Genomic DNA, 23,238 nt, shown 5'->3' on the forward strand with positions numbered 1-23,238 from the left:
GCCCCGCCGCACGCCCCCACCTGGTGACGCCGACGCTCACGCCCCGCGTCGCACCAGCCGCAGCAGGTCGGCCACGCAGCCGCGCCGCGCCCAGGCGATCAGGGTCAGCGGGGCGAGCAGGATCAGCGGCGTCGCCGCGTTCTGCCCGTCGAACACGGTGACCTGCACGACGAACGCGCCCACCATCAGCGCACCCAACGCCACCGCCGCCACCGACTGGAGCACCGGCACCAACAGGGCCACGGCCCCGGCCAGTTCGAGAACGCCGATCGCGTACATGCCCGCACTGCCCCAGCCCATTTTGTCGAAGCTCTCGGCGGCCGACGGATGCGCGATCAGCTTCGGCAGCGCGCTCGCGATCCCGAAGAAGAGGGCGATCAACACCTGAAGCCCCCGCAACACGACCCGAGCACCCCGCCGCCCACCGGACTCGGAAGCGGCGGAGGCGAGAGAGGCGGAGGGGCGAGGGGCGGCGGAGCGAGTGGCGGCGGTCTCGGACATGGGAGTCTCCCGTGGGAAGCGATCCATCGTGCTGTCACAGAGAAAGACCCGCCCCCCACCCCGAACTCATCGCCGCCCGCCGGGTTTCTTTCGGCCGCCGCACCGCAGCGCTCTATACGCCCCTCCCCTATGCCTCCGCCGGCACCGCTCTCACCCAGACCCGATCCTCCGTCAGATAGCTCTCCACTCTCAGCCCCGCCTCTCCCAACGCGTCCTCGAACTGTTCTCTGGTCAGAGGTCGGGAGCGGAAGGTCTGGGTCCACACCGCGTCCGGGAACACATACTCCGCGCGCACCGAGTTCACGCCGTCGCCCACAGGCTCCGCGGAGACGATGCGGGACGTGTAGCCGGTCGGGTCGACGCGTTCGCGTGGCAGGTCGGTGTGGTAGTCCTCCCCCTCCCGCTGGATCAGGACGCACCCGCCCTCCGTGACGTGGCGCGCGCAGGCGCGCAACATGCCGCGCCGTACCTCGACGTCCCCGGCGTGCACGAGGAACGACGCGAGCATCACCACGTCGAACGTCTCCCCCAGGTCGAGGTCCTCGATGGGGCTTCGAATGGTGCGCGCCCCATGGATCCGGTCGAGCATCTCGGCGGACTCGTCCACCGCGGTCACCGTGAATCCGCGCTCCACGAGGGCGTGGGTCACACGCCCCACGCCGCTGCCCAGCTCCAGGATGTGCGCGCCGGCGGGGACCGCCGCGACGATGACGTCCGGTTCGTCGCGCACGGGCAGGCGGCTGTAGAGCTCGACCGCGCATCCGTCCGGCGTGATGGCTCCGGGACCTGTTCCCTCGTATCCCTCTCGCATTTCGAGTGTCATACCCGTCGAACGGGCCGTCTCAGCCCGACCGTTCCCCACCCCGCACCAATCACCTGTTCGGGTGACAGCAGCTCGTTCGAGGGCCGACGTGCGGAGACAACCGGCTCCCGGCCTGACCTCACCCGGTTCCCGGCTCCCCTGGAGAACGTTCGGGACCAGGAGTACGTTGCAAGGAGGAGTGATGGTCCGATGCGTACAGGCAGTGAGCCGGTCACGGCGCGCAGTCCGTTGCGGATGCGTCTGTGGCTGACCGTCTGGGGGCTGCTCTGGGCTGCCTTCGGGACGGTCGCGTTCGCGCTGGTCGGGCGGACCGGGTGGGCGGTCGCCTGCGGGGTGCTGTGGGTGGTGATCACCGTCGATCTGGCGATGATCCTCCGCCATCTGCGCCAGGGGCCCCACTACCAGCCGGGGCGCGACATCCCGCCGTACCGGCCGCCGGAGCGCCGGCGTCCCTAGGATCCGTGGCGAGCCGCCTACGAATCGAAGCGGGCCGCTTTCAGGTACTGCGGGTTGGGGTCGAGCGCGGCGGCCAGCCGGAAGTGGCGCTTGGCCTGGTCGCCGCGTCCCTGCCGCTCGTAGGTGCGGGCGAGCGCGAAGTGCGCGAACGCGTTGTCCGGCTCGCGCTCCAGGACGATGGTGAACTCCAGCTCGGCGGGCCGCAGTTGCGCGGCGGCGAAGAAGGCACGCGCGCGCAGCAGCCGGGCCGCGGTGTTCTCGGGGTAGGCGGCGATGACGCCGTCGAGCAGCTTCACCGCGCCCCGCGGGTCCCGTGCGGCGAGCAGTTGCTCGGCGGCGCGGAAGTCGATGACATGCGTCTCCGGAGTACGTCCGGTCGAACCGCTGGTATCGGGCACGGAAAATTCCTTCCCTCGCTGCACGCGTTCAACGCCTGGCGGGAGTGCCGCTATTCCTGTGGCGCGGGTGGCCCGCCCCGTCGGCTCAGGCGGCGCGTGCCCGGCGCTCCAGCTCGGCCCACACGTCCTTCACGCGCTGCTCCAGGTCGGCCAACGGTACGTCGTTGTCGATGACGACGTCGGCGATCTCCCGGCGCTGCTCGCGCGTGGCCTGCGCCGCCATGCGCGCGCGTGCGTCCTCCTCGGTCATGCCGCGCAGGCGGACGAGGCGGTCGAGCTGGGTCCCGGGCGCGGCGTCGACGACCACGACGACGTCGTAGAGCGACGCGAGGCCGTTCTCAGTGAGGAGGGGGACGTCGTGGACGACGACGGCGTCCTCGGGGGCGGCGGTCTCCAGTTCGCCGGAGCGGGCTCCGACCAGGGGGTGCACGATCGCGTTGAGCGCGGCGAGCTTGTCCGGGTCGGCGAAGACGATGGAGCCGAGCCGGGGGCGGTCGAGGCTGCCGTCCGCGGCGAGCACGCCGTCCCCGAAGGCCTCGACGACCGCGGCGAGGCCGGGCGTGCCGGGCGCGACGACCTCGCGCGCGATGCGGTCCGCGTCGATCAGCACGGCCCCGCACTCGACGAGCAGCCGTGACACCTCGCTCTTGCCGGCGCCGATGCCCCCGGTAAGGCCCACTTTCAGCATGAGACGCAGCATAGGGGCTGCCGCCGGCAACGCACCCGGCGGCTCATCACCCGCTGCTCGCCCCACTGCTCGTCCCGCTGCTCGCCCCTCTGGGCCGCTCCCCTCAGCCGTCGCCCTCCCGCTCCGCCAGGAACTTCTCGAACTCCCTGCCGATCTCGTCCGCCGAGGGGATGTCGACGGGCTCGGCGAGCATGTTGCCCCGGGTCTCGGCGCCCGCGGCGGCGTCGTACTGGTGCTCCAGGCCCTGGACGAGGGCGGTGAGCTCTTCGTCGCCCTCCTGGATCTGGCGGTCGATCTCCGTCTGGGTGCGGTGGGCGTCCGTGCGCAGGGAGTGCGCGATGCTCGGCAGGACCAGTCCGGTGGCGCCGGTGATGGCCTCCAGGACGGTGAGCGCCGCGTCCGGGTAGGCGGAGCGGGCGATGTAGTGCGGGACGTGCGCGGCGACGCCGAGGACGTCGTGGCCGGCCTCCATGAGGCGGTACTCGACGAGCGCCTCGGCGCTGCCGGGGACCTGCGCCTCGTCGAAGGGGCTGCGGTGGCCCGGGACGAGGTCGGTGCGGTTGCCGTGCGGGGTGAGGCCGACCGGGCGGGTGTGCGGGACGCCCATGGGGATGCCGTGGAAGTTCACCGACAGGCGCACGCCGAGCCGCTCGACGATCTGCTGGACGGCCACGGCGAAACGCTCCCACTCCACGTCCGGCTCGGGGCCGGACAGCAGCAGGAAGGGGGCGCCGGTGGTGTCCTGGACGAGCCGCACCTCGATGGCGGGCTCCTCGTAGGCGCTCCACCGGTCGCGCTTGAAGGTCAGCAGCGGGCGGCGGGCCCGGTAGTCCACCAGCCGGTCGTGGTCGAAGCGGGCGACGACCTGGTGGGGCAGCGTGTCGAGCAGCCGGTCGACGATCTGGTCGCCGGTCTCCCCCGCGTCGATGTATCCGTCGAAGTGGTAGAGCATGACCAGTCCGGCCGACTCCTGGGCGAGCGCCATGTCGACGACCGCCAGCCCCTTCGGCTCCCATGCGTACAAACCCTGCGGATCAAGCACCTGGACCGCGCCTCCTCGTGTTCAACCGTCTCAACACGCGCAAGGGCGCGGCCATTCCCGCCCAACTCCGCAAGATGGCAACGAGGATGAGAACGACCCCGCGGTCGGCAGTCGAACGACAAGGCAACGCTGAAGGCCCGCACCTCGAAAGGTGCGGGCCCTCAACTATCGGCTCAGCCTAGCGGCAGCGTTCAGCTCTGCCCGCCCGCCAGCTTCTCGCGAAGCGCGGCCAGCGCCTCGTCCGAGGCGAGCGCACCGGAGGTGTCCGCGCCCTCGGAGGAGTACGAGCCACCGCCCGCGGCCGGAGCCGCACCGGCAGCGTCGCCGCCCTCGGCCGCGGCAGCGGCGTCGGCCTCGCGGGACTTGATGACCTGCTGCTGGTGCTGCTCGAAGCGGGTCTGCGCCTCGGCGTACTGGTGCTCCCACGCCTCGCGCTGGGTCTCGTAGCCCTCGAGCCAGTCGTTGGTCTCGGGGTCGAAGCCCTCGGGGTAGATGTAGTTGCCCTGGTCGTCGTAGGACGCGGCCATGCCGTACAGGGTCGGGTCGAACTCGACCGCGGCCGGGTCGGCGCCGAAGGCCTCGTTGGCCTGCTTCAGCGAGAGGCTGATGCGACGACGCTCGAGGTCGATGTCGATGACCTTGACGAAGATCTCGTCGTTGACCTGGACGACCTGCTCCGGGATCTCCACGTGGCGCTCGGCCAGCTCGGAGATGTGGACCAAACCCTCGATGCCCTCGTCCACGCGGACGAACGCACCGAACGGAACCAGCTTCGTGACCTTGCCGGGCACGACCTGGCCGATCTGGTGGGTGCGGGCGAACTGCTGCCACGGGTCTTCCTGGGTCGCCTTCAGCGACAGGGAGACGCGCTCGCGGTCCATGTCGACGTCGAGGACCTCGACCGTGACCTCCTGGCCGACCTCGACGACCTCGGAGGGGTGGTCGATGTGCTTCCAGGACAGCTCGGAGACGTGGACCAGACCGTCGACGCCACCCAGGTCCACGAAGGCACCGAAGTTGACGATCGAGGAGACCACGCCGGAGCGGACCTGACCCTTCTGGAGGGTCGTGAGGAAGGTCTGGCGGACCTCGGACTGGGTCTGCTCCAGCCAGGCACGGCGGGACAGGACCACGTTGTTGCGGTTCTTGTCCAGCTCGATGATCTTCGCCTCGAGCTCCTTGCCCACGTAGGGCTGGAGGTCGCGGACGCGGCGCATCTCGACGAGGGAGGCCGGCAGGAAGCCACGGAGGCCGATGTCGAGGATGAGACCACCCTTGACGACCTCGATGACGGTACCGGTGACGATGCCGTCCTCTTCCTTGATCTTCTCGATGGTGCCCCAGGCACGCTCGTACTGGGCGCGCTTCTTCGAGAGGATCAGGCGGCCTTCCTTGTCTTCCTTCTGGAGGACAAGGGCTTCGATCTCGTCACCGACGGCGACGACCTCGTTGGGGTCGACGTCGTGCTTGATCGAGAGCTCGCGGCTCGGGATGACACCTTCGGTCTTGTAACCGATGTCGAGCAGGACCTCGTCCCGGTCGACCTTCACGATGACGCCGTCGACGATGTCGCCGTCGTTGAAGTACTTGATCGTCTCGTCGATCGCGGCGAGGAAGGCTTCCTCGTTACCGATGTCGTTGACCGCAACCTGCGGGGTGGTGGCGGTGGTCTCGGTGCTGCTCGTCATGTGGGAAAGGGCTCCGGTGCGGACATTGAAGTCGTAGGTACTGCTACGCCGGGAGCCCGTATCGCTCTGAAGAAGCCGGACAGCCTAGGAAGCGCCCCACCGGTGAACCGGTGATGACGCCTCGACAACCGAGGGGACATACGACAGATGCGAGCGCAGCCTGCTACGTCTGAGGTGCGCAGGCCCGCAGCGCAACTTGTAGCATACGGGGGCAGCCGGGCAGGGTCAATGCGCGAAGGCGCACACCCGGGGCAGAACACCGCATACCCGGCACAAGAAACGTCCTGCGAGGCCAGACAGGCCGGAAAGACCTCTTCCGCGACACGCCCCCGGCGGGATGAACGGAAGAGTACGACGAGGGAGCCGATCATCCAAGAGCCCGATGCGTTCGAACCGGAAGCCACCCGGCGTGACGCCGACGTCACGGAGAGTTCCCGCGCCAATCGCGGCTGGTGGGACCGGAACGCGGACGAGTACCAGGTCGAGCACGGCACGTTCCTCGGCGACGACCGCTTCGTGTGGTGCCCGGAGGGCCTGGACGAGGTGGAGGCCGAGCTGCTCGGCCCGGCCGAGGACCTGAAGGGCAGGGACGTCCTGGAGATCGGCGGCGGCGCGGCCCAGTGCTCGCGCTGGCTCGCCGCCCAGGGGGCCCGGCCGGTCGCCCTGGACCTCTCCCACCGCCAGCTCCAGCACGCGCTGCGCATCGGCGGATCGTTCCCCCTGGTGTGCGCCGACGCGGGCGCGCTGCCCTTCGCGGACGCCTCCTTCGACCTGGCGTGCTCGGCGTACGGCGCGCTGCCGTTCGTGGCGGACCCGCGGCTGGTGCTGCGCGAGGTGCGGCGGGTGCTGCGGCCGGGCGGCCGCTTCGTCTTCTCGGTCACGCACCCCGTCCGCTGGGCGTTCCCCGACGAGCCCGGCCCCGAAGGACTGTCGGTGGCCTCCTCCTACTTCGACCGCACGCCCTACGTCGAGCAGGACGAGGACGGCCGCGCGGTGTACGTCGAGCACCACAGGACGCTCGGCGACCGCGTCCGCGACATCGCGTCGTCCGGCTTCCGCCTGGTCGACCTCGTCGAGCCGGAGTGGCCGGCCTGGAACACCTCGGAGTGGGGCGGCTGGTCGCCGCTGCGCGGGAACCTGATCCCGGGCACCGCGATCTTCGTGTGCGAGCGGGACTAGCCGCTGCGCCTGTGCGCACGTTCCTTCTCGCACGCGCGCGTACGAGGGGCTTCCCGGGGCGTACGACACTGGGGGCGTGATCCGTGACGACGCCCTGGACGCGCTGCCCGTGCGGGCCGCCCTGCCCGCCCTGAACGACGCCCTGGACGGGCCCGGCGTCGCCGTGCTGGCCGCGCCGCCGGGCACCGGCAAGACGACGCTGGTGCCGCTGGCGCTGGCGGGCCTGCTGGGCGAGGGCCCGGCCCGGCGGGTGGTCGTGGCGGAGCCGCGGCGGATCGCCGCACGCGCGGCGGCCCGGCGGATGGCCTGGCTGCTGGGCGAGAAGACCGGCGAGAGCGTCGGCTTCACCGTGCGCGGGGAGCGGGTCGTCGGACGGCACACACGCGTGGAGGTCGTCACCACCGGTGTGCTGCTCCAGCGCCTCCAACGCGACCAGGAGCTGACGGGCGTCGACGTCGTGGTCCTCGACGAGTGCCACGAGCGGCATCTGGACGCGGACACGACGGCCGCGTTCCTGTGGGACGTGCGCGAGACGCTGCGGCCCGAGCTGCGGCTGGTGGCGGCTTCGGCGACGACGGACACGGCGGGGTGGGCGCGGCTGCTGGGCGGCGCGCCGGTGGTGGAGGCGCGGGGCGCCTCGTACGACGTCGAGGTGGTGTGGGCTCCCCCGGTCCGGCCGCTGCGGCCGCCGCACGGGATGCGGGTCGATCCGGCGCTGCCGGGTCATGTGGCGTCGGTGGTGCGGCGGGCGCTGGGCGAGCGGTCGGGGGACGTGCTGTGCTTCCTGCCCGGCGTCGGGGAGATCGCGCGGGTGGCGGGGCTGCTCGGGGGGCTGGAGGGGGTGGACGTGCTCCAGGTGCACGGGCGGGCGCCGGCGGCCGTGCAGGACGCGGTGCTGGCGCCGGGCGTCCGGCGCCGGGTGGTGCTGGCGACGTCCGTGGCGGAGTCCTCGCTGACGGTTCCCGGGGTGCGGGTGGTCGTCGACGCGGGGCTGGCGCGGGAGCCGCGGGTGGACCACGCGCGCGGGCTGAGCGCGCTGGCGACCGTGCGGGCCTCGCGGGCGGCCGGGCGGCAGCGGGCCGGGCGGGCGGGGCGTGAGGCGCCGGGGACGGTGTACCGGTGCTGGACGGAGGCGGAGGACGCGCGTCTGCCGCTTTTCCCGTCCCCGGAGATCAAGGTGGCCGACCTGGCGGCGTTCGCCCTTCAGACGGCCTGCTGGGGCGATCCGGAGGCCTCCGGGCTGGCGCTGCTCGATCCGCCGCCGGGCGGGGCGATGGCGGCGGCGCGGCGGCTGCTGACGGCCGTGGGGGCCGTGGACCGCGACGGCCGGGCGACGGACCGCGGGCTGCGGCTGGCCCGGCTGGGGCTGCACCCCCGGCTGGGGCGGGCCCTGCTGGACGGGGCGGCGCTGGTGGGCGCGGAGCGGGCGGCGGAGGTGGTCGCCCTGCTGAGCGAGGAGGCTCCGCGGGAGTACGGCGACGATCTGGCCGCCGCGGTGCGGCGCGCGCGGCGCGGGGGCGACGCCTACGCCGGGAGGTGGCGTGCCGAGGTCCGGCGGCTGCGGTCCGTGGTCGGCGCGGAGGTCTCCGGTCCGTCCGCCGGCGGCTCCTCGCCGCGTGGGAGCGTGGAGTGGGGTGCGGGCGCGCGGGACGAGCAGGTCGCCGGGCTGGTGGCCGCGCTGGCGTTCCCGGAGCGGATCGCGCGGTTCGACGGCGGGTCGTACCAGATGGTGTCGGGCACCCGGTCCGAGGTGTCCGACGGGTCCCCGCTGCGGGGCGCGCCCTGGCTCGCCGTGGCCGTGGCCGACCGGCCGCTCGGCAAGGGGCACGCGCGGGTGCAGCTCGCGGCGGCGGTCGACGAGGACATGGCGCGGTTCGCGGCCGGTGCGCTGCTCGACGAGCGGGAGGAGGTCCACTGGGACGGAGGGGACGTCGTCGCGCGGCGCGTGGAGCGGCTCGGCGCCGTGGAGCTGACGGCGCGTCCGCTCAGGGACGCCGACGCCGGCCTCGTACGCGAGGCGCTCGTCGAAGGGCTGCGGCAGGAGGGGTTGCGGTTGCTGCGGTGGCCGGCGGAGGCGGAGGTCCTGCGGCAGCGGCTGGCGTTCCTGCGGCTGCACCTGGGGGAGCCGTGGCCGGACATGGCGGACGCGGCGCTGCACGCGCGTGTGGGCGAGTGGCTGGAGCCCGAGCTGAGCCGGGCCCGGCGGCGGGCCGATCTCGCGCGGATCGACGCCGGGGAGGCGCTGGCCCGGCTGCTGCCGTGGGCGTCGGGTGAGGCGGCGCGGCTGGAGGAGCTGGCGCCCGAGCGGATCACGGTGCCGAGCGGGTCCCGGATCCGCGTCGACTACGGCGATCCCCGGCAGCCGGTGCTCGCGGTCAAGCTCCAGGAGATGTTCGGGCTCCAGGAGTCGCCGCGGGTCGCGGGGGTGCCGTTGCTGGTGCATCTGCTGTCCCCCGCCGGGCGGCCCGCGGCCGTCACCGCCGATCTCGCGTCCTTCTGGCGGGACGGCTACAAGGGCGTGCGGGCGGAGTTGCGCGGCCGGTATCCGAAGCATCCGTGGCCGGAGGACCCGGCGGGCGCCGAGCCGACCCGGCACACCAACGCGCGGCTCAGACGGTGACCGGCTCGGGTTCGGCGTGCTCGTGGGGCGGGGGTCCGCCGGGGCGTCGGCCGCGGGCCTCCAGCCAGAGGGCGAGGGCGAGCAGGGCCGCGCCGAGGAGCAGGAAGCCCCAGGGCAGGTAGGACGTCATCAGCAGGACCAGGGTGCGGTTGGACTTGACCAGGTCGACGGTGTGCGCGATGTAGTCCTCGCGCATCTTCACGTGCCCGGCGAACGCCGTCACCCGGTCGCGGTCGCCGAGCAGGGTGCCGCCGCGCAGTTCCTCCTGGTGGATCTCCTCGCCGTAGACGGGCGCGCCGGTGAGGGGTTCGACCCAGAACTTGCGGACGGTGGTGTACCAGCGGGTGGTGCCCGTCGCGGCGACGGTCTCGGGGGTGATGCCGGCGACCGGCATGGTCTTGGGCATGGGGACCTTGGTCCACGGGATGGTCTGCTCGAAGTAGTAGACCTCCACGCCGCGGAAGTCCTGGGTGCCCTTGTAGTGGATGGGGGCGGTGATCCTGGCCTGCGCGTCGAAGTACTCGTAGTCCCGTTTCTCCGTCAGGAACGGCCACTTGAACTCCAGGCCCTCGCGCCGGACGGGGTCGCCGTCGACCATCTCGCCGGCGGCGTGCACGGGTTCCTGTGTGTGGGCGTCGAAGATGTAGCGCTCGGGGACCTTGGAGACCATCTTGCCGTCGGGGCCCTGGACGTAGGACAGGCCGTCCCAGACGACGACGTCCCGGCCCGCCGTCCTCTCGATCTCCTCGGAGGCCTCCACGTCGCCCTTGAGGGTCTGCACGATGGTGACCTTGGGGACCGTGCGGGCGGTCATGGTGCCGTAGTCGAGGAGGGTGGCGTTCCGCGCCTCCAGGACCATGGTCTGGTACTCGTCGGCCGGGATCTTCGCCAGGCGCGGGAAGGCGTACCAGCGCAGCAGCGGGGACAGCGCCGCGAAGAACACGGCGAGGGCGAGCAGGATCAGGCCGGCCTTGCGGCGCATCTCGGGCTCCCTCCCGGGCGGTCAGGGGTGTGCGGGCACCGTCGTGAGCAGCGGTTCGGGAGAGGTCCGGCCGGCCGGGGTTCCCACACCGGTGAGGGCGAGGACCAGGGCGAGCGCGGCGGCGAGGCCGGTCGCGGCGGCGATCAGAGCGCGCATGCGGGCCTCCCGGAGCGGCAGCGGAACTGATGGTGCGTCAGGTCGCGCACCGTAGCAACGGGCGGCCGAGATGAGAACACGTCGCACACGACGACGGCGCCCCGCTCGCGTGGAGGGGGCGCCGTCGTCGTGCCGGGGGCGGTGCCGTGCGGACGCGGACCGCGTCGCGCCGACGGTGGGTCAGGAGCCGGCCGAGGCCGACTCGGAGGGGGTCGCCGAGGTGTCGTCGGAGGGTTCCGTCGAGGAGCCGTCGGTCGGGTCGGGCGTGGTCGGGTCGGGTGTGGTCGGCTCCGGCGTGGTCGGCGCGGGCGCCGTCACGGTGAGTTCGACGGTGAGGGTGGCGCCGCCCGTGGTGGTGACGCGCAGCAGGAACGTGCCCGCGGCGTCGTCCGCGTAGAGCTTCGGCAGCTTCAGCAAGCCGTCGGCGTCGGTCTGGAGGTCCGTCAGGCTGCGGACGGCGTTGCCGGCGGCGTCCTTGAAGTAGGGGCCCTTGCCGCCGGCCGAGGTGCCGTCCGCCGCGACGACCGCGGCGGTGGCCGCGACCTTGCCCGCCGCCGCGCCCTTGTACGTGGCCTTCACCTCGACCTGATCCGCGAACTCGCCGCCCACGACGCAGGTCAGCGCGTTCGTGCTGGTGCGGGTCAGGGCGTCGGCGGAGCGGGCGGAGACGGTGGCCGTGTACTCCAGGGCGGGGACCGTGCGGCCCACGACGGTGGCGCGGACGGTGAACGTGCCGGTCTTCTCGCCCGCCTTGAGGGCGGGGGCGGTGGCGACGCCCGCGCTGTCGGTCATGACGCTGGCGACGCTCTCGCCGCCGGTGAAGGTGGCGTCGGTGCCGCCGGTGATGGTGAAGCGGATCCTGACCTTGCCGACGGCCTTGCCGGCCTTGGTCTCGGCCCGCGCGCTGATCTTGTCGCCGAACCCACCGCCCGCGGTGGCGGTGAGCTTGGTCGTGCCCGCGGCCTCCAGGTGGTCGACGGTGTCGGTCGGCGTCGAGGGGGCGGGCGGAGCGGGCGGCGTGGCGGGCGGCGTCGTCGTGCCGCCGCCGGGCTTGGTGGGCGGCTTGGGGCTCGCCGGGGGCGTCGTCGCCGGCGTGGTGGGCGAGGTCGACGGGGAGGTGGTCGGGCCGGTGCCGTTGTCGCTGCGGTTGCCCGGGAGGGAGCCGGTGCCGTCCGGGATCTCGTGGGTGCCCTGGCGGTAGTACTCCAGCCACGACACGACGGTGTTGTAGTAGTCCGTCGATTTGTTGTAGCTGAGGATCGCCTTGCGCAGGCCGGACGTGGTGGCCATGTCCCAGCTGTAGCGGCACAGGTAGTGCCCGGCGGCGAGCGCGGCGTCGTAGATGTTGTTGGGGTCCTTCTTGCCGTCGCCGTTGCCGTCGCGGCCCGCCCACTCCCAGGTGGACGGGATGAACTGCATGGGGCCCACGGCGCGGTCGTAGGTGGAGTCGCCGTCGTAGGCGCCGCCGTCGGTGTCGCTGATGTTGGCGAAGCCGACGCCGTTGAGGACCGGGCCGAGGATGGGCGAGGTGGTGGTGCCGTCGGCGCCGACCTGGCCGCCGCGGGCCTGACCGGACTCCACCTTGCCGATGGCGGCGAGGAGTTGCCAGGGGAGGTTGCAGCCCGGCTTGGACGCGTTGAGGGCGTCCGCGGCCTTCTTGTAGGCGTCCAGGACGGTGGCGGGGATGCCCGCCTCGCTGCTGCCGGTCCCGGTCGGCGTGGTGCCGGTGCTCTGGGTGGGCGAGGGAACGGGGCTGTTGAGCGGCGGCAGGTCCGTGTAGTACGGCGAGTTGCCGGTGGCGCTGTCCTCGGTGCCCGCGGAGTCTCCTGACGGGGCGTCGGCGGCGGTCCGTCCGCCCGGGGTGTCGGCCGTGACGTCCGGTGCCTGGGACGCGGCCAGTGCGGCGACCGCCAACGCGGCCACCGTGGTGTTGACCGCCCCCTTGCGCAGCCTCCTGCCGATATGCGCCGACATGAAGTGAACCCCTCCCGTGGACACTCGAGCGCCCGTCTTCGTCTGCTGCGGCCGTCCTGGTGGGACGGCCTGATTCCGCTCGTCCTGATGGGACGATCAATCCTCCGAAAAGGTTGCCCCCCGCGGACGGCTTGCACTGCGACCAGGCGACCCTACGACAACTTCTTTTGCACCGGCACCCGTTCGAACCCTCCATTCACCGAGTGCTCACGTCCGCGGGGGCTGTCGGACGCGTCACGCATACTGGTCGGGTCGTCGTACTTCCGGCCGGCCGGTCCGGCAGCGACCGTCACGGGGAGCCGGGTTGCCGTTCACGTTGAGTCATGCGGCCGCCGTGCTGCCCGTCGTGCGCACCGACGGGACCGGGCGCGGCCCGCTGGTGCCGGCCGTCCTCGTGGCGGGCTCCTTCGCCCCCGACATGACCTACTACGCGGCGAGCGTCCTGGACGACGCCATGCGGTTCGGCGACGTCACGCACTCCTTGCCCGGCGTGTTCACCGTCGACGTGGCGGTCGCCTGGGCGCTGGTGGGGCTGTGGCTGCTGGTGCGCGAGCCGCTGGTGGCGCTGCTGCCCCGGTCCCGTCAGGGCCGCGTCGCCGCCCTGACGCGCTGCGGAGCGCCGCGCGCGCGGGTCGACGTGTCCGTCGTTCTGCGGTGGTACGCGTCGGCGGTGCTCGGTTCGCTCACGCACGTGGTGTGGGACGCGTTCACGCACCTCGACCGGTGGGGCATGCGGCTGTTCCCCGTGCTGGGCGAGACGGTGGCCGGCTGGCCGCTGTACTGGTACCTCCAGTACGGCGGTTCGGCGGTCGCCGCGGTGGTGATCGCCCTGTTCCTCGTGACCGCCCTGCGCAGGACGCCCGCCGCCCGGCCCGCAGCCGAGCCGGCCGGCGTGCCGGCGCTGTCCGCGCGGGACCGGTGGTGGGCCGGCGCGGTGATCGGCGGCTGCGCGCTGGTCGCCGCGGTGCAGCGGGCGACGCGCTGGTGGGAGTACTGGGGCCCGCGGGCCAAGCCGTACGAACTGGTCCCGACGGTGTGCTTCGGCGCGGGCGCGGGCCTGGTGCTCGGCCTGCTGCTGTACGCCACGGCGGTGCGCCTGTGGCGTCCGGCGTCCCGGGAGACGGCGGAACGGCGGGACGGGGTCGGCGTTCACTGAGCGGGGCGCGGCGCGGTCGGCGTTCAGCGGGGCTCACCGGGCTCACCCGGGCTCACCGGGAGGCCCCGGGGCGGCGGAGCGCGCCGGCGGCCGGCCGGGAGGCGCTCACCCCCCGGCCGGCCGATCGCCGCGTCTGCCGCGGCCCCGGCGGTCAGTGCGCCGCCGACTCCCAGTCCGGGCCCGAGCCGACCGAGACGTCCAGGGGAGCGCGGAGCTGGACCGCGTCGGCCATCTCGCGGCGGACCAGTTCCTCCACGGCCGCCCGCTCGCCGGGGGCGATCTCCAGGACGATTTCGTCGTGGACCTGGAGCAGCATCCGGGAGTGGAAGCCGGCCTCGCGCAGCGCTCCGTCCACCTTCAGCATGGCGATCTTGACGATGTCCGCCGCCGTGCCCTGGATGGGGGCGTTGAGAGCCATCCGCTCGGCCGCCTCGCGGCGCTGGCGGTTGTCGCTGTTGAGGTCGGGTAGGTAGCGGCGGCGGCCGAAGAGGGTCGCCGTGTAGCCGGTGGCGCGGGCTTCGTCGACCGCCCGGCGCAGGTAGTCCCGTACGCCGCCGAAGCGCTCGAAGTACGCGTCCATCAGGGCGCGGGCCTCCGCCGCCTCGATGTTCAGCTGCTGGGACAGCCCGAACGCCGACAGCCCGTAGGCCAGCCCGTACGACATCGCCTTGATCTTGCGGCGCATCTCCGCGTCGACCGCCGAGTGCTCGACGGCGAAGACCTGGGAGGCCGCGGTGGTGTGGAGGTCCTCGCCGGAGGTGAACGCCTGGATCAGGCCCTCGTCCTCGGAGAGATGGGCCATCACGCGCAGCTCGATCTGGCTGTAGTCGGCCGTCATCAGGGACTCGAAGCCCTCGCCCACGACGAAGCCGCGGCGGATCGCGCGGCCCTCGTCGGTGCGGACGGGGATGTTCTGGAGGTTGGGGTCCGTGGACGACAGGCGGCCGGTCGCGGCGACGGTCTGGTTGAAGGTGGTGTGGATGCGGCCGTCGGCGGCGATCGTCTTGATCAGGCCCTCGACGGTGACGCGGAGCTTCGCCTGCTCGCGGTGGCGGAGCATGATGACCGGCAGTTCGTTCTCGGTCTGCGTCGCCAGCCAGGCCAGCGCGTCGGCGTCCGTGGTGTAGCCGGTCTTGGTCTTCTTGGTCTTGGGCAGCGCCAGCTCGCCGAAGAGGACCTCCTGGAGCTGCTTGGGCGAGCCCAGGTTGAACTCGTGCCCGGCGGCCGCGTGCGCCTCCTTCACCGCCTGCTGGACGGCGCCCGCGAACATCTGCTCCATGGCCTCCAGGTGGGCCCGGTCGGCGGCGATGCCGTGCCGCTCCATGCGGGCGAGGAGGGCGGAGGTGGGCAGCTCCATGTCGCCCAGCAGGTCGGCGGCGCCGACCTCCTCCAGCCGGCCCTGGAACGCCTCCCCGAGGTCGAGGATCGCGCGGGCCTGCACCATCAGCGCCTCGGCCTCGGCACTGTCGTCCGCGCCGAAGGCGAGCTGCCCGTCGGCGGTGGCCGCGGGGGCCAGCTCCCGGTGCAGGTACTCCAGGGACAGCGCGTCCAGGTCGAAGGAGCGGCGGCCCGGCTTGACCAGGTAGGCGGCGAGGGCGGTGTCCATGGAGACGCCGGCGACGCTCCAGCCGTGCTCGGCGAAGACCCGCATCGCGCCCTTGGCGTCGTGCAGGACCTTGGGGCGGTCCTCGGCGGCCAGCCAGGCCGCCCACGCGTTCTCGTCGGCCTCGTCCAGCTCGGACGGGTCGAACCAGGCGGCGGCTCCGCCGGCCGCGGCGAGGGCGACCTCGGCGACCGAGCCGGCCCCCAGCGCCCACGTGTCCACGGTGGCGACGCCGAGGGGACCGCCGCCGTGCTCGTCGAGCCAGCCGGTCAGCTCGCCGGAGCCGAGGACCGTGCCGTCCAGCTCGACGCCCGCGGCGACGACCGGGCTCGCCTCGGCCTCCTGGCCGCCCGGGTCGACGGCGAGGAGCCGCTCGCGCAGCGAGGGGTTCCTGATCTCCAGGGTGTCCAGGACCATGGCGACGGTCTTGCGGTCGTACGGCGCCCGTTCGAGGTCGGCGACCTGCTTGGGCAGCTCCACGTTCCGCTCCAGCTCGGTGAGGCGGCGGTTGAGCTTGACGGCCTCGAGGTGGTCGCGGAGGTTCTGCCCGGCCTTGCCCTTGACCTCGTCGACGCGCTCGACCAGCTCCGCGAACGAACCGAACTGGTTGATCCACTTGGCGGCCGTCTTCTCGCCGACGCCGGGGATGCCGGGCAGGTTGTCGGACGGGTCGCCGCGCAGGGCCGCGAAGTCCGGGTACTGGGCGGGCGTCAGCCCGTACTTCTCGACGACCTTCTCCGGGGTGAACCTCGTCAGCTCGGAGACGCCCTTCGTCGGGTAGAGCACCGTGGTGTGCTCGCTGACCAGCTGAAAGGAGTCACGGTCCCCGGTGACGATGAGCACCTCGAAGCCCTCGGCCTCGGCGCGGGTGGCGAGCGTGGCGATGACGTCGTCGGCCTCGAAGCCGTCGACCGCGAACCGCGAGACGTGCATCGCGTCGAGCAGCTCGCCGATCAGCTCGACCTGGCCCTTGAACTCGTCCGGCGTCTTGGAGCGGTTCGCCTTGTACTCGGTGAACTCCTCGGAGCGCCATGTCTTGCGGGACACGTCGAAGGCGACCGCGAAGTGCGTGGGCGCCTCGTCACGCAGGGTGTTCGCCAGCATCGACGCGAAGCCGTAGATCGCGTTCGTCGGCTGGCCCGTCGCGGTGGTGAAGTTCTCCGCGGGCAGCGCGAAGAACGCGCGGTAGGCCAGTGAGTGCCCGTCCATGAGCATCAGGCGGGGCCGGTCGCCGCCGGGGGTGGTCTCGGTCTTCTTCGATGCTGTCTCTGCCACGCCCCCGATCCTGCCACGACCCACTGACACTCGGTCCCGCCCCCGGTTCCCGGCCCTCCCTCGATGTCGGCGCCGCGTGGGAGGATCGGAGACAGAGGTCACCCGTGTCAGCGAAGGAGAGCGCCGCGATGGCAACGAAGCCGCCCAAGGCCGATCCGGTCCAGGACGCGCCCCAGGTCGCCGAGCCGAAGCACGCGGCGGCGGGCCTGCCCGCGATCGGACACTCGCTGCGGATCGCCCAGCAGCAGATGGGCGTGAAGCGCACCGCGCTGACGCTGCTGCGCGTCAACCAGAAGGACGGCTTCGACTGCCCGGGCTGCGCCTGGCCGGAGCCGGAGCACCGGCACACCGCGGAGTTCTGCGAGAACGGCGCGAAGGCGGTCGCCGAGGAGGCGACGCTGCGCCGGGTCACCCCGGAGTTCTTCGCCGCGCACCCGGTGGCCGACCTGGCCGGCCGCAGCGGCTACTGGCTGGGCCAGCAGGGGCGGCTGACGCACCCCATGTACCTGCCGGAGGGGGGCGAGCGCTACGAGCCGGTCTCCTGGGAGCGCGCCTTCGACATCGTCGCGGAGGAGATGCGCGCCCTCGTCTCCCCCGACCAGGCCGTCTTCTACACCTCCGGGCGCACCAGCAACGAGGCCGCGTTCCTGTACCAGCTCTTCGCGCGCGAGCTGGGCACGAACAACCTGCCGGACTGCTCGAACATGTGCCACGAGTCGTCCGGCTCGGCCCTGTCGGAGACGATCGGCATCGGCAAGGGCAGCGTCCTGCTGGAGGACCTCTACCAGGCCGATCTGATCATCGTGGCCGGGCAGAACCCGGGGACGAACCATCCGCGCATGCTCACCGCGCTGGAGCGGGCGAAGGCGAACGGCGCGAAGGTGATCAGCGTCAATCCGCTGCCCGAGGCGGGCATGGAGCGCTTCAAGAACCCGCAGACCCCCAAGGGGCTGACCGCGGGCGCCGCGCTCAACGACCTGTTCCTCCAGATCCGCATCGGCGGCGACCAGGCACTCTTCCGCCTCCTGAACAAGCTGATCCTGGAGGCGGAGGGCGCTCTCGACGACACGTTCATCCGGGAGCACACCCACGGCTTCGAGGAGTTCGCGAAGACCGCCCGCGCCGCCGACTGGGACGAGACACTCGCCGCGACGGGCCTCACGCGCGCGGACATCGAGCGGACGCTGGAGATGGTCCTGGCCTCCGAACGCACCATCGTGTGCTGGGCGATGGGCCTGACCCAGCACAAGCACTCCGTGCCGACCATCCGCGAGGTGGTCAACTTCCTGCTGCTGCGCGGCAACATCGGCCGGCCGGGCGCGGGCGTGTGCCCGGTGCGCGGCCATTCGAACGTGCAGGGCGACCGCACCATGGGCATCTTCGAACGCCCGGCGCCGGCGTTCCTGGACGCCCTGGAGAAGGAGTTCGGCTTCGCGCCCCCGCGCGCGCACGGCCTCGACGTCGTCCGGGCGATCCGCGCGCTGCGCGACGGCGAGGCGAAGGTGTTCTTCGCGATGGGCGGCAACTTCGTGTCGGCCTCCCCCGACACGGACGTCACCGAGGCGGCCATGCGGCGCGCGCGGCTGACCGTGCACGTGTCGACGAAGCTCAACCGCTCGCACGTCGTCACGGGCGCGCGTGCGCTGATCCTGCCCACCCTCGGGCGCACCGAGCGCGATGTGCAGGGCGGCGGCGAGCAGTTCGTGACCGTGGAGGACTCCATGGGCATGGTGCACGCCTCCCGGGGCCGGCTGGAGCCGGCGAGCGCGCAACTGCTGTCCGAGCCGGCGATCGTGTGCCGGCTCGCGCGCCGGGTGCTCGGCGCGGACAGCGTGGTGCCGTGGGAGGAGTTCGATAAGGACTACGGGACGATCCGCGACCGCATCGCGCGCGTGATCCCCGGCTTCGAGGACTTCAACGCGCGCGCGGCGCGTCCCGGCGGCTTCGTCCTTCCGCACGCCCCGCGTGACGAGCGCCGCTTCCCCACGGTCACCGGCAAGGCCAACTTCACGGCCGCGCCCGTCGAGTACCCGAAGGTGCCCGCGGGCCGCCTGCTGCTCCAGACGCTGCGCTCGCACGACCAGTACAACACCACGATCTACGGCCTCGACGACCGCTACCGGGGCATCCGCAACGGCCGCCGCGTGGTCCTCGTCAACGCCGGCGACGCGCGGGAGCTCGGCGTGGCCGACGGCTCGTACGTCGACCTGGTGAGCGAGTGGCGGGACGGCACGGAGCGGCGCGCGCCCGGTTTCCGCGTCGTGGTGTACCCGACGTCGCGCGGGTGCGCGGCGGCGTACTACCCGGAGACGAACGTCCTGGTGCCGCTGGACTCCACGGCGGACACCAGCAACACCCCGGCCAGCAAGTCCGTCGTCGTCCGTCTGGAACAATCGGCGACCGACTGAGCGTTTGCTCAGCCAGTGCGGCGGCGGTGCCGCCGCACCGGTCACGACGAACGGAGCAGGGTCCCGATGGGCGAGCAGCAGCATGTGAAGTTCCCGCAAGCGGTCCTCGACGAGTACGCGGCGCTCGGCGTCGACCTGGTGGCGCTGTTCTCCGCCGGGCACCTGGGCACACGCATGGGCGTGCAGATCGTCGAGGCCTCCGCGGACCGGGTCGTGGGCACGATGCCGGTGGAGGGCAACACCCAGCCGTACGGGCTGCTGCACGGCGGCGCGTCCGCGGTCCTCGCCGAGACCCTCGGCTCGGTCGGCTCGATGCTGCACGGCGGCAGCTCCAAGATCGCCGTCGGCGTCGACCTCAACTGCACCCACCACCGCGGGGCCCGCTCCGGCCTGGTCACCGGCGTGGCCACGCCGGTCCACCGGGGCCGGTCGACGGCGACGTACGAGATCGTGATCAGCGACGAGGAGGGCCGCCGGGTGTGCACGGCCCGTCTGACCTGCCTGCTGCGCGACGTGGGCCCGGCGGACGCGGCACGGGTGGGTGCGACGGGCTGACGCACGGCGGGCCGCCCTGCGGCGCGCTCAGCGCCACGGGGCGAGCCGGGCCCGCGCAGGGCGTTGCCCCGTACCGCCGGGGCCGCCTAGCGTCGGGGCATGGCAACGGGAGGGGCACTCTCGGCGAGGGCGGCGCGTCTGCTCGGCCTGGTGGTCGCGGCGGGCGTGTCGGCGATCGGCTGCGGCGGCCCGGGGGACGCGGTGGCGAGGAGCACGCCGTCGGCGTCCGCGACCCCGCCGGAGGCGCTGTGCGCCCGCCTCGTCGCCCACTGGTCGCGCGAGGTGCTGGACAGCGGGACGTACGGCGACTACCAGTCGATGGGGCTGTCCAACGGGCAGTACGAGATCCTGCGCACGGTCGTGGACGCGGCGCGCGCCGAGCGCGGACGGCAAGGGGCCGCGGCCGCCGACGAGTTGATCGACCGTCAGGCACGCGCGGGCTGCGTGCGGTGGTACCGCTCGGGCGGGCCCGGCAAGGGCCCCTGGCAGTGAGCGGCGTCGGCCCCGTCGAGCCGGGCGAGGGCACGCACGCGTGGGAGAGCACACACGCGCGGGAGGGCACACACGCGCGGGAGGGCACGCGCGTGCGGGAGGCCGCCGACGAGACCCCCGTCGGCCCTCCCCCACCCCCGCCCCACCCGTCGGCCCGGCTGTCCGCCGCCCGGCGGCGGGCCGTCCTCGCGTCCCTGGCCGCCGGGGCCCTCCTCGCCGGCGCCGGCCTGCTCTACGCGACCCGCCCCGACGACCCCGAACCGCCCGCCACGGCACCGCCGTTCCCGTCACAGGTGGTGGAGATCAGCTACGTCGGCGTCCGCGCCGCGCGGCAGCCCGCCGCCCGCTCCCGGTCCTTCGCCTTCGAGGTGCTGCTGAGCGTGGCCTCCGGCCCGCCGGTCACCACGACCCGCGTGGGGCAGCCCTACGCCGGGCTCTCGCTGACCTCGTCCCCGCGCCCGCCCTTCCGCACCGCGCCGGGCTCCGCCCGCAAGATCGTCATCACGATGCAGGTGACCGAATGCGGAAAAGTGCCATGGAACGCCGACCTCCCATTCCTTGACGTAACTCTGCGTAATACGCGCGCAATACAAGACCACAGCTACATCCTCGGCCCCCGCTATGCGCAGGACCTCTCCCAGGCCCTACAAGTCGCCTGTAGCAACGATTTCGAGTAATCACCAAAACGCCCGAGACGCCTGAACTCCCCAGGGCGCGTCCTGCGATTTCTCACTATGCGGACAGGGCGAATCAGTCCGAATTCCTCTCTTCCACCCCCTCAGTACCGCTCTGCATTACCTCGTGTCATAACAAGAGCGTCACAGCCTTCGTCAGACCCTCCTCCACGTTCCCTCCACCCGCTTAGAGTCACGCCCAGTCACCGCGCGGTCGAAAAGGTCTCTTCGGCCCAGCGCTCGACTCGGCCTCTTCCAGGGGGGAGGGCCGCGCCAGGGAAAGGACCCGGATCGTGCGTCAACGTTCGTTCTTCGCCATCACCGCCGCGCTGGCGGCGGGAGCACTCACCCTCACCGCCTGCGGCTCCCGCGGCGACGACGGCGGCTCCGACGCCGAAGGCGGCGGCACCACCGTCGTCATCGGCGTCGACGCCCCGCTGACCGGCGACCTGTCCGCGCTGGGCCTCGGCATCAAGAACTCCGTCGACCTCGCCGCCAAGACGGCCAACAAGGAGAAGACCGTCGCCGGCGTGACCTTCAAGGTCGAAGCCCTCGACGACCAGGCGCAGCCCTCCTCGGGCCAGCAGAACGCCACCAAGTTCGTCGCCGACAAGGAAGTCCTCGGAGTCGTCGGCCCGCTGAACTCCTCCGTCGCCGAGTCGATGCAGAAGGTCTTCGACGACGCCAAGCTCGTCCAGGTCTCGCCGGCCAACACCAACCCGGCGCTCACCCAGGGCACCGACTGGGCCACCAGCAAGAAGCGCACCTACAAGTCGTACTTCCGCACCGCGACCACGGACGCCATCCAGGGCCCGTTCGCCGCCCAGTACGTCTTCAACGACGCCAAGAAGAAGAAGGTCTTCGTCATCGACGACAAGAAGACCTACGGCGCCGGCCTGGCCGCTACCTTCACCGCGGAGTTCAAGAAGCTCGGCGGCACCGTCGTGGGCACCGAGCACATCGACCCCGACACCAAGGACTTCTCCGCCGTCGCCACCAAGGTGAAGACCGCCGGCGCCGACGTCGTCTACTACGGCGGCGAATACCCGCAGGCCGGCCCGCTCAGCAAGCAGATCAAGGCCGCCGGCGCCAAGGTCCCGCTGGTCGGCGGTGACGGCATCTACAGCGCCGACTTCATCAAGCTGGCCGGCGCCAGCGGCACCGGCGACCTCGCCACCTCCGTCGGCGCACCGGTCGAAGAGCTCCCCTCCGCCAAGGAGTTCGTCTCCAACTACAAGACCGCCGGCTACAAGGAGGCCTACGAGGCCTACGGCGGCTACTCCTACGACTCCGCCTGGGCGATCATCGAGGCCGTGAAGAAGGTCGTCGAGGCCAACGACGGCAAGCTCCCCGACGACGCCCGCGCCAAGGTCACCGAAGCCATGCAGGGTGTCTCCTTCGACGGCGTGACCGGCAAGGTCTCCTTCGACGAGTACGGCGACGCGACCAACAAGCAGCTCACCGTCTACGCCGTCGAGAACGGCGCGTGGAAGGCCGTGAAGTCCGGCACCTACACCGGCTGACCCACACCCGCACCATTCCATGAGCCGCGCGGGGCGCCGCACCACTGGCGCCCCGCGCGGACTCGCATCCGGTCACATCCCTCGACTATCCGAAGTCTCGGAGGACATGCGGTGAACGAACTGCCGCAGCAGCTGGTCAACGGCCTGCTACTGGGATCCATGTACGGGCTGGTCGCCATCGGCTACACAATGGTCTATGGCATTGTCCAGCTCATCAACTTCGCCCACGGCGAGATCTTCATGGTGGGCGGCTTCGGCGCCCTCACCATGTACCTCTACGTGCTGCCCGACGGCACGTCGATGTGGGTGGCACTCCCCCTCATGCTCGTCGGCGGCATCCTCGTCGCCGTCCTCGTCGCCGTAGGAGCGGAACGGTTCGCCTACCGTCCGCTGCGCACAGCGCCGCGCCTGGCCCCCCTCATCACGGCCATCGGCCTCTCGCTCGCCCTCCAGCAAGCGGTGTGGGCCTGGTACCCGGACGCCCGGTCCGCGATCACCTTCCCGCAGATCGAAGGCGGCCCCTTCGAGATCGGCAGCGTCACCATCCAGACCGGCGACGTCTTCCTGCTGACCGCCGCGCCGATCAGCATGGCGATCCTCGCCTACTTCGTCATGAAGACCCGCACCGGCCGCGGCATGCAGGCCACCGCGCAGGACCCGGACACCGCCAAGCTCATGGGCATCAACACCGACCGCATCATCGTGGTCGCCTTCGCCCTCGGCGCCGCCTTCGCCGCCGTCGGAGCCGTCGCCTACGGCCTCAAGTACGGCGAAGTCCAGTTCCGCATGGGCTTCATCCTCGGCCTCAAGGCCTTCACCGCGGCCGTCCTCGGCGGCATCGGCAACATCTACGGCGCCATGCTCGGCGGACTCGTCCTCGGCGTCGCCGAAGCACTGTCCACGGCCTACATCTCCGACATCCCCGGCATGGAACAGTTCGGCAGCCAGTCCTGGGCCAACGTATGGGCGTTCGTACTCCTCATCCTCGTGCTGCTGTTCCGGCCACAGGGCCTGCTCGGCGAGCGCGTGGCGGACAGGGCGTGAC

General features: G+C 72.1%; 20 protein-coding genes. 10 read left to right on the plus strand and 10 right to left on the minus strand.

Features of this window, described 5'->3' with window-relative positions:
• Positions 1-36: 36 nt before the first annotated feature.
• Both ACFYX4_RS01040 and ACFYX4_RS01045 read right to left on the minus strand, forming a co-directional pair.
• Entirely contained in the window at positions 37-501 is a 465-nt protein-coding gene (locus tag ACFYX4_RS01040; protein WP_389323700.1) for a DoxX family protein, read from the minus strand.
• 127 nt (positions 502-628) lie between these two features.
• A complete protein-coding gene (locus ACFYX4_RS01045; RefSeq protein ID WP_389323703.1) occupies positions 629-1,312 on the minus strand; it encodes a class I SAM-dependent methyltransferase in 684 nt (227 codons plus the stop codon).
• Positions 1,313-1,513: 201 nt separating this feature from the next.
• On the opposite strand from ACFYX4_RS01045, the gene ACFYX4_RS01050 reads away from it, so the two are divergent.
• The gene (locus ACFYX4_RS01050; protein ID WP_389323706.1) at positions 1,514-1,780 is read left to right on the plus strand and encodes a DUF6343 family protein; all 267 of its coding nucleotides are present in this window, start codon (positions 1,514-1,516) and stop codon (positions 1,778-1,780) included.
• Positions 1,781-1,797: 17 nt separating this feature from the next.
• Here the strand turns inward: ACFYX4_RS01050 and ACFYX4_RS01055 are convergent, their stop codons facing one another.
• From ACFYX4_RS01055 to rpsA, 4 genes are all read right to left on the minus strand, one after another.
• Positions 1,798-2,178, minus strand: coding sequence for a tetratricopeptide repeat protein (locus ACFYX4_RS01055; RefSeq protein WP_389323709.1), 381 nt, complete (start codon positions 2,176-2,178; stop codon positions 1,798-1,800).
• Between the two features lie 85 nt (positions 2,179-2,263).
• Complete coding sequence (coaE, locus tag ACFYX4_RS01060; RefSeq protein WP_389323712.1) at positions 2,264-2,866, minus strand: dephospho-CoA kinase; 603 nt, start codon at positions 2,864-2,866, stop codon at positions 2,264-2,266.
• Positions 2,867-2,969: 103 nt separating this feature from the next.
• Positions 2,970-3,908 carry a PAC2 family protein gene (locus ACFYX4_RS01065; RefSeq protein WP_389323715.1) on the minus strand — a complete coding sequence of 313 codons (939 nt, stop codon included), beginning with the start codon at positions 3,906-3,908 and terminating at the stop codon, positions 2,970-2,972.
• A gap of 191 nt (positions 3,909-4,099) precedes the next feature.
• Entirely contained in the window at positions 4,100-5,596 is a 1,497-nt protein-coding gene (gene rpsA, locus ACFYX4_RS01070) for a 30S ribosomal protein S1 (protein WP_389323718.1), read from the minus strand.
• A gap of 228 nt (positions 5,597-5,824) precedes the next feature.
• Between rpsA and ACFYX4_RS01075 the strand changes: the two genes are divergently transcribed.
• Entirely contained in the window at positions 5,825-6,775 is a 951-nt protein-coding gene (locus ACFYX4_RS01075) for a class I SAM-dependent methyltransferase (protein ID WP_389323721.1), read from the plus strand.
• Between the two features lie 76 nt (positions 6,776-6,851).
• Positions 6,852-9,395, plus strand: a complete 2,544-nt coding sequence (hrpB, locus tag ACFYX4_RS01080) for an ATP-dependent helicase HrpB (protein WP_389323724.1) — start codon at positions 6,852-6,854, stop codon at positions 9,393-9,395.
• Here hrpB and ACFYX4_RS01085 read toward each other — a convergent pair.
• The 3 genes from ACFYX4_RS01085 to ACFYX4_RS01095 form a co-directional block, all read right to left on the minus strand.
• Entirely contained in the window at positions 9,385-10,377 is a 993-nt protein-coding gene (locus ACFYX4_RS01085; protein ID WP_389323727.1) for a DUF3068 domain-containing protein, read from the minus strand. The two genes, hrpB and ACFYX4_RS01085, sit on opposite strands and share 11 nt — an antisense overlap.
• 21 nt (positions 10,378-10,398) lie before the next feature.
• Positions 10,399-10,533 (minus strand): SPW_0924 family protein, encoded by a 135-nt coding sequence (locus ACFYX4_RS01090; protein ID WP_389323730.1) that lies wholly within the window; start codon positions 10,531-10,533, stop codon positions 10,399-10,401.
• A 180-nt stretch (positions 10,534-10,713) separates the two neighbouring features.
• Positions 10,714-12,507: a lytic transglycosylase domain-containing protein gene (locus ACFYX4_RS01095; protein WP_389323733.1), complete on the minus strand. Its 1,794-nt coding sequence runs from the start codon at positions 12,505-12,507 to the stop codon at positions 10,714-10,716.
• 304 nt (positions 12,508-12,811) lie between these two features.
• On the opposite strand from ACFYX4_RS01095, the gene ACFYX4_RS01100 reads away from it, so the two are divergent.
• Positions 12,812-13,663 (plus strand): DUF4184 family protein, encoded by an 852-nt coding sequence (locus tag ACFYX4_RS01100; RefSeq protein WP_389323736.1) that lies wholly within the window; start codon positions 12,812-12,814, stop codon positions 13,661-13,663.
• A gap of 151 nt (positions 13,664-13,814) precedes the next feature.
• On the opposite strand, the gene polA is transcribed toward ACFYX4_RS01100, so the two are convergent.
• Entirely contained in the window at positions 13,815-16,541 is a 2,727-nt protein-coding gene (gene polA, locus ACFYX4_RS01105; RefSeq protein ID WP_389323739.1) for a DNA polymerase I, read from the minus strand.
• 128 nt (positions 16,542-16,669) lie between these two features.
• On the opposite strand from polA, the gene ACFYX4_RS01110 reads away from it, so the two are divergent.
• From ACFYX4_RS01110 to ACFYX4_RS01135, 6 genes are all read left to right on the plus strand, one after another.
• Positions 16,670-18,949, plus strand: a complete 2,280-nt coding sequence (locus ACFYX4_RS01110; protein WP_389323742.1) for an FdhF/YdeP family oxidoreductase — start codon at positions 16,670-16,672, stop codon at positions 18,947-18,949.
• Positions 18,950-19,015: 66 nt separating this feature from the next.
• The gene (locus ACFYX4_RS01115) at positions 19,016-19,504 is read left to right on the plus strand and encodes a hotdog fold thioesterase (protein ID WP_389323745.1); all 489 of its coding nucleotides are present in this window, start codon (positions 19,016-19,018) and stop codon (positions 19,502-19,504) included.
• A 99-nt stretch (positions 19,505-19,603) separates the two neighbouring features.
• Positions 19,604-19,996 (plus strand): hypothetical protein, encoded by a 393-nt coding sequence (locus ACFYX4_RS01120; RefSeq protein ID WP_389323748.1) that lies wholly within the window; start codon positions 19,604-19,606, stop codon positions 19,994-19,996.
• The gene (locus tag ACFYX4_RS01125) at positions 19,993-20,673 is read left to right on the plus strand and encodes a Tat pathway signal sequence domain protein (RefSeq protein ID WP_389323751.1); all 681 of its coding nucleotides are present in this window, start codon (positions 19,993-19,995) and stop codon (positions 20,671-20,673) included. Before ACFYX4_RS01120 ends, ACFYX4_RS01125 begins: the two co-directional genes overlap by 4 nt.
• A 290-nt stretch (positions 20,674-20,963) precedes the next feature.
• Positions 20,964-22,193 (plus strand): branched-chain amino acid ABC transporter substrate-binding protein, encoded by a 1,230-nt coding sequence (locus ACFYX4_RS01130; protein ID WP_389323754.1) that lies wholly within the window; start codon positions 20,964-20,966, stop codon positions 22,191-22,193.
• A gap of 111 nt (positions 22,194-22,304) precedes the next feature.
• Positions 22,305-23,237 (plus strand): branched-chain amino acid ABC transporter permease, encoded by a 933-nt coding sequence (locus ACFYX4_RS01135; RefSeq protein ID WP_389323757.1) that lies wholly within the window; start codon positions 22,305-22,307, stop codon positions 23,235-23,237.
• Position 23,238: the final 1 nt, after the last annotated feature.

It is taken from the genome of Streptomyces sp. NPDC002328 (assembly GCF_042890065.1).
Lineage (GTDB): Bacteria > Actinomycetota > Actinomycetes > Streptomycetales > Streptomycetaceae > Streptomyces.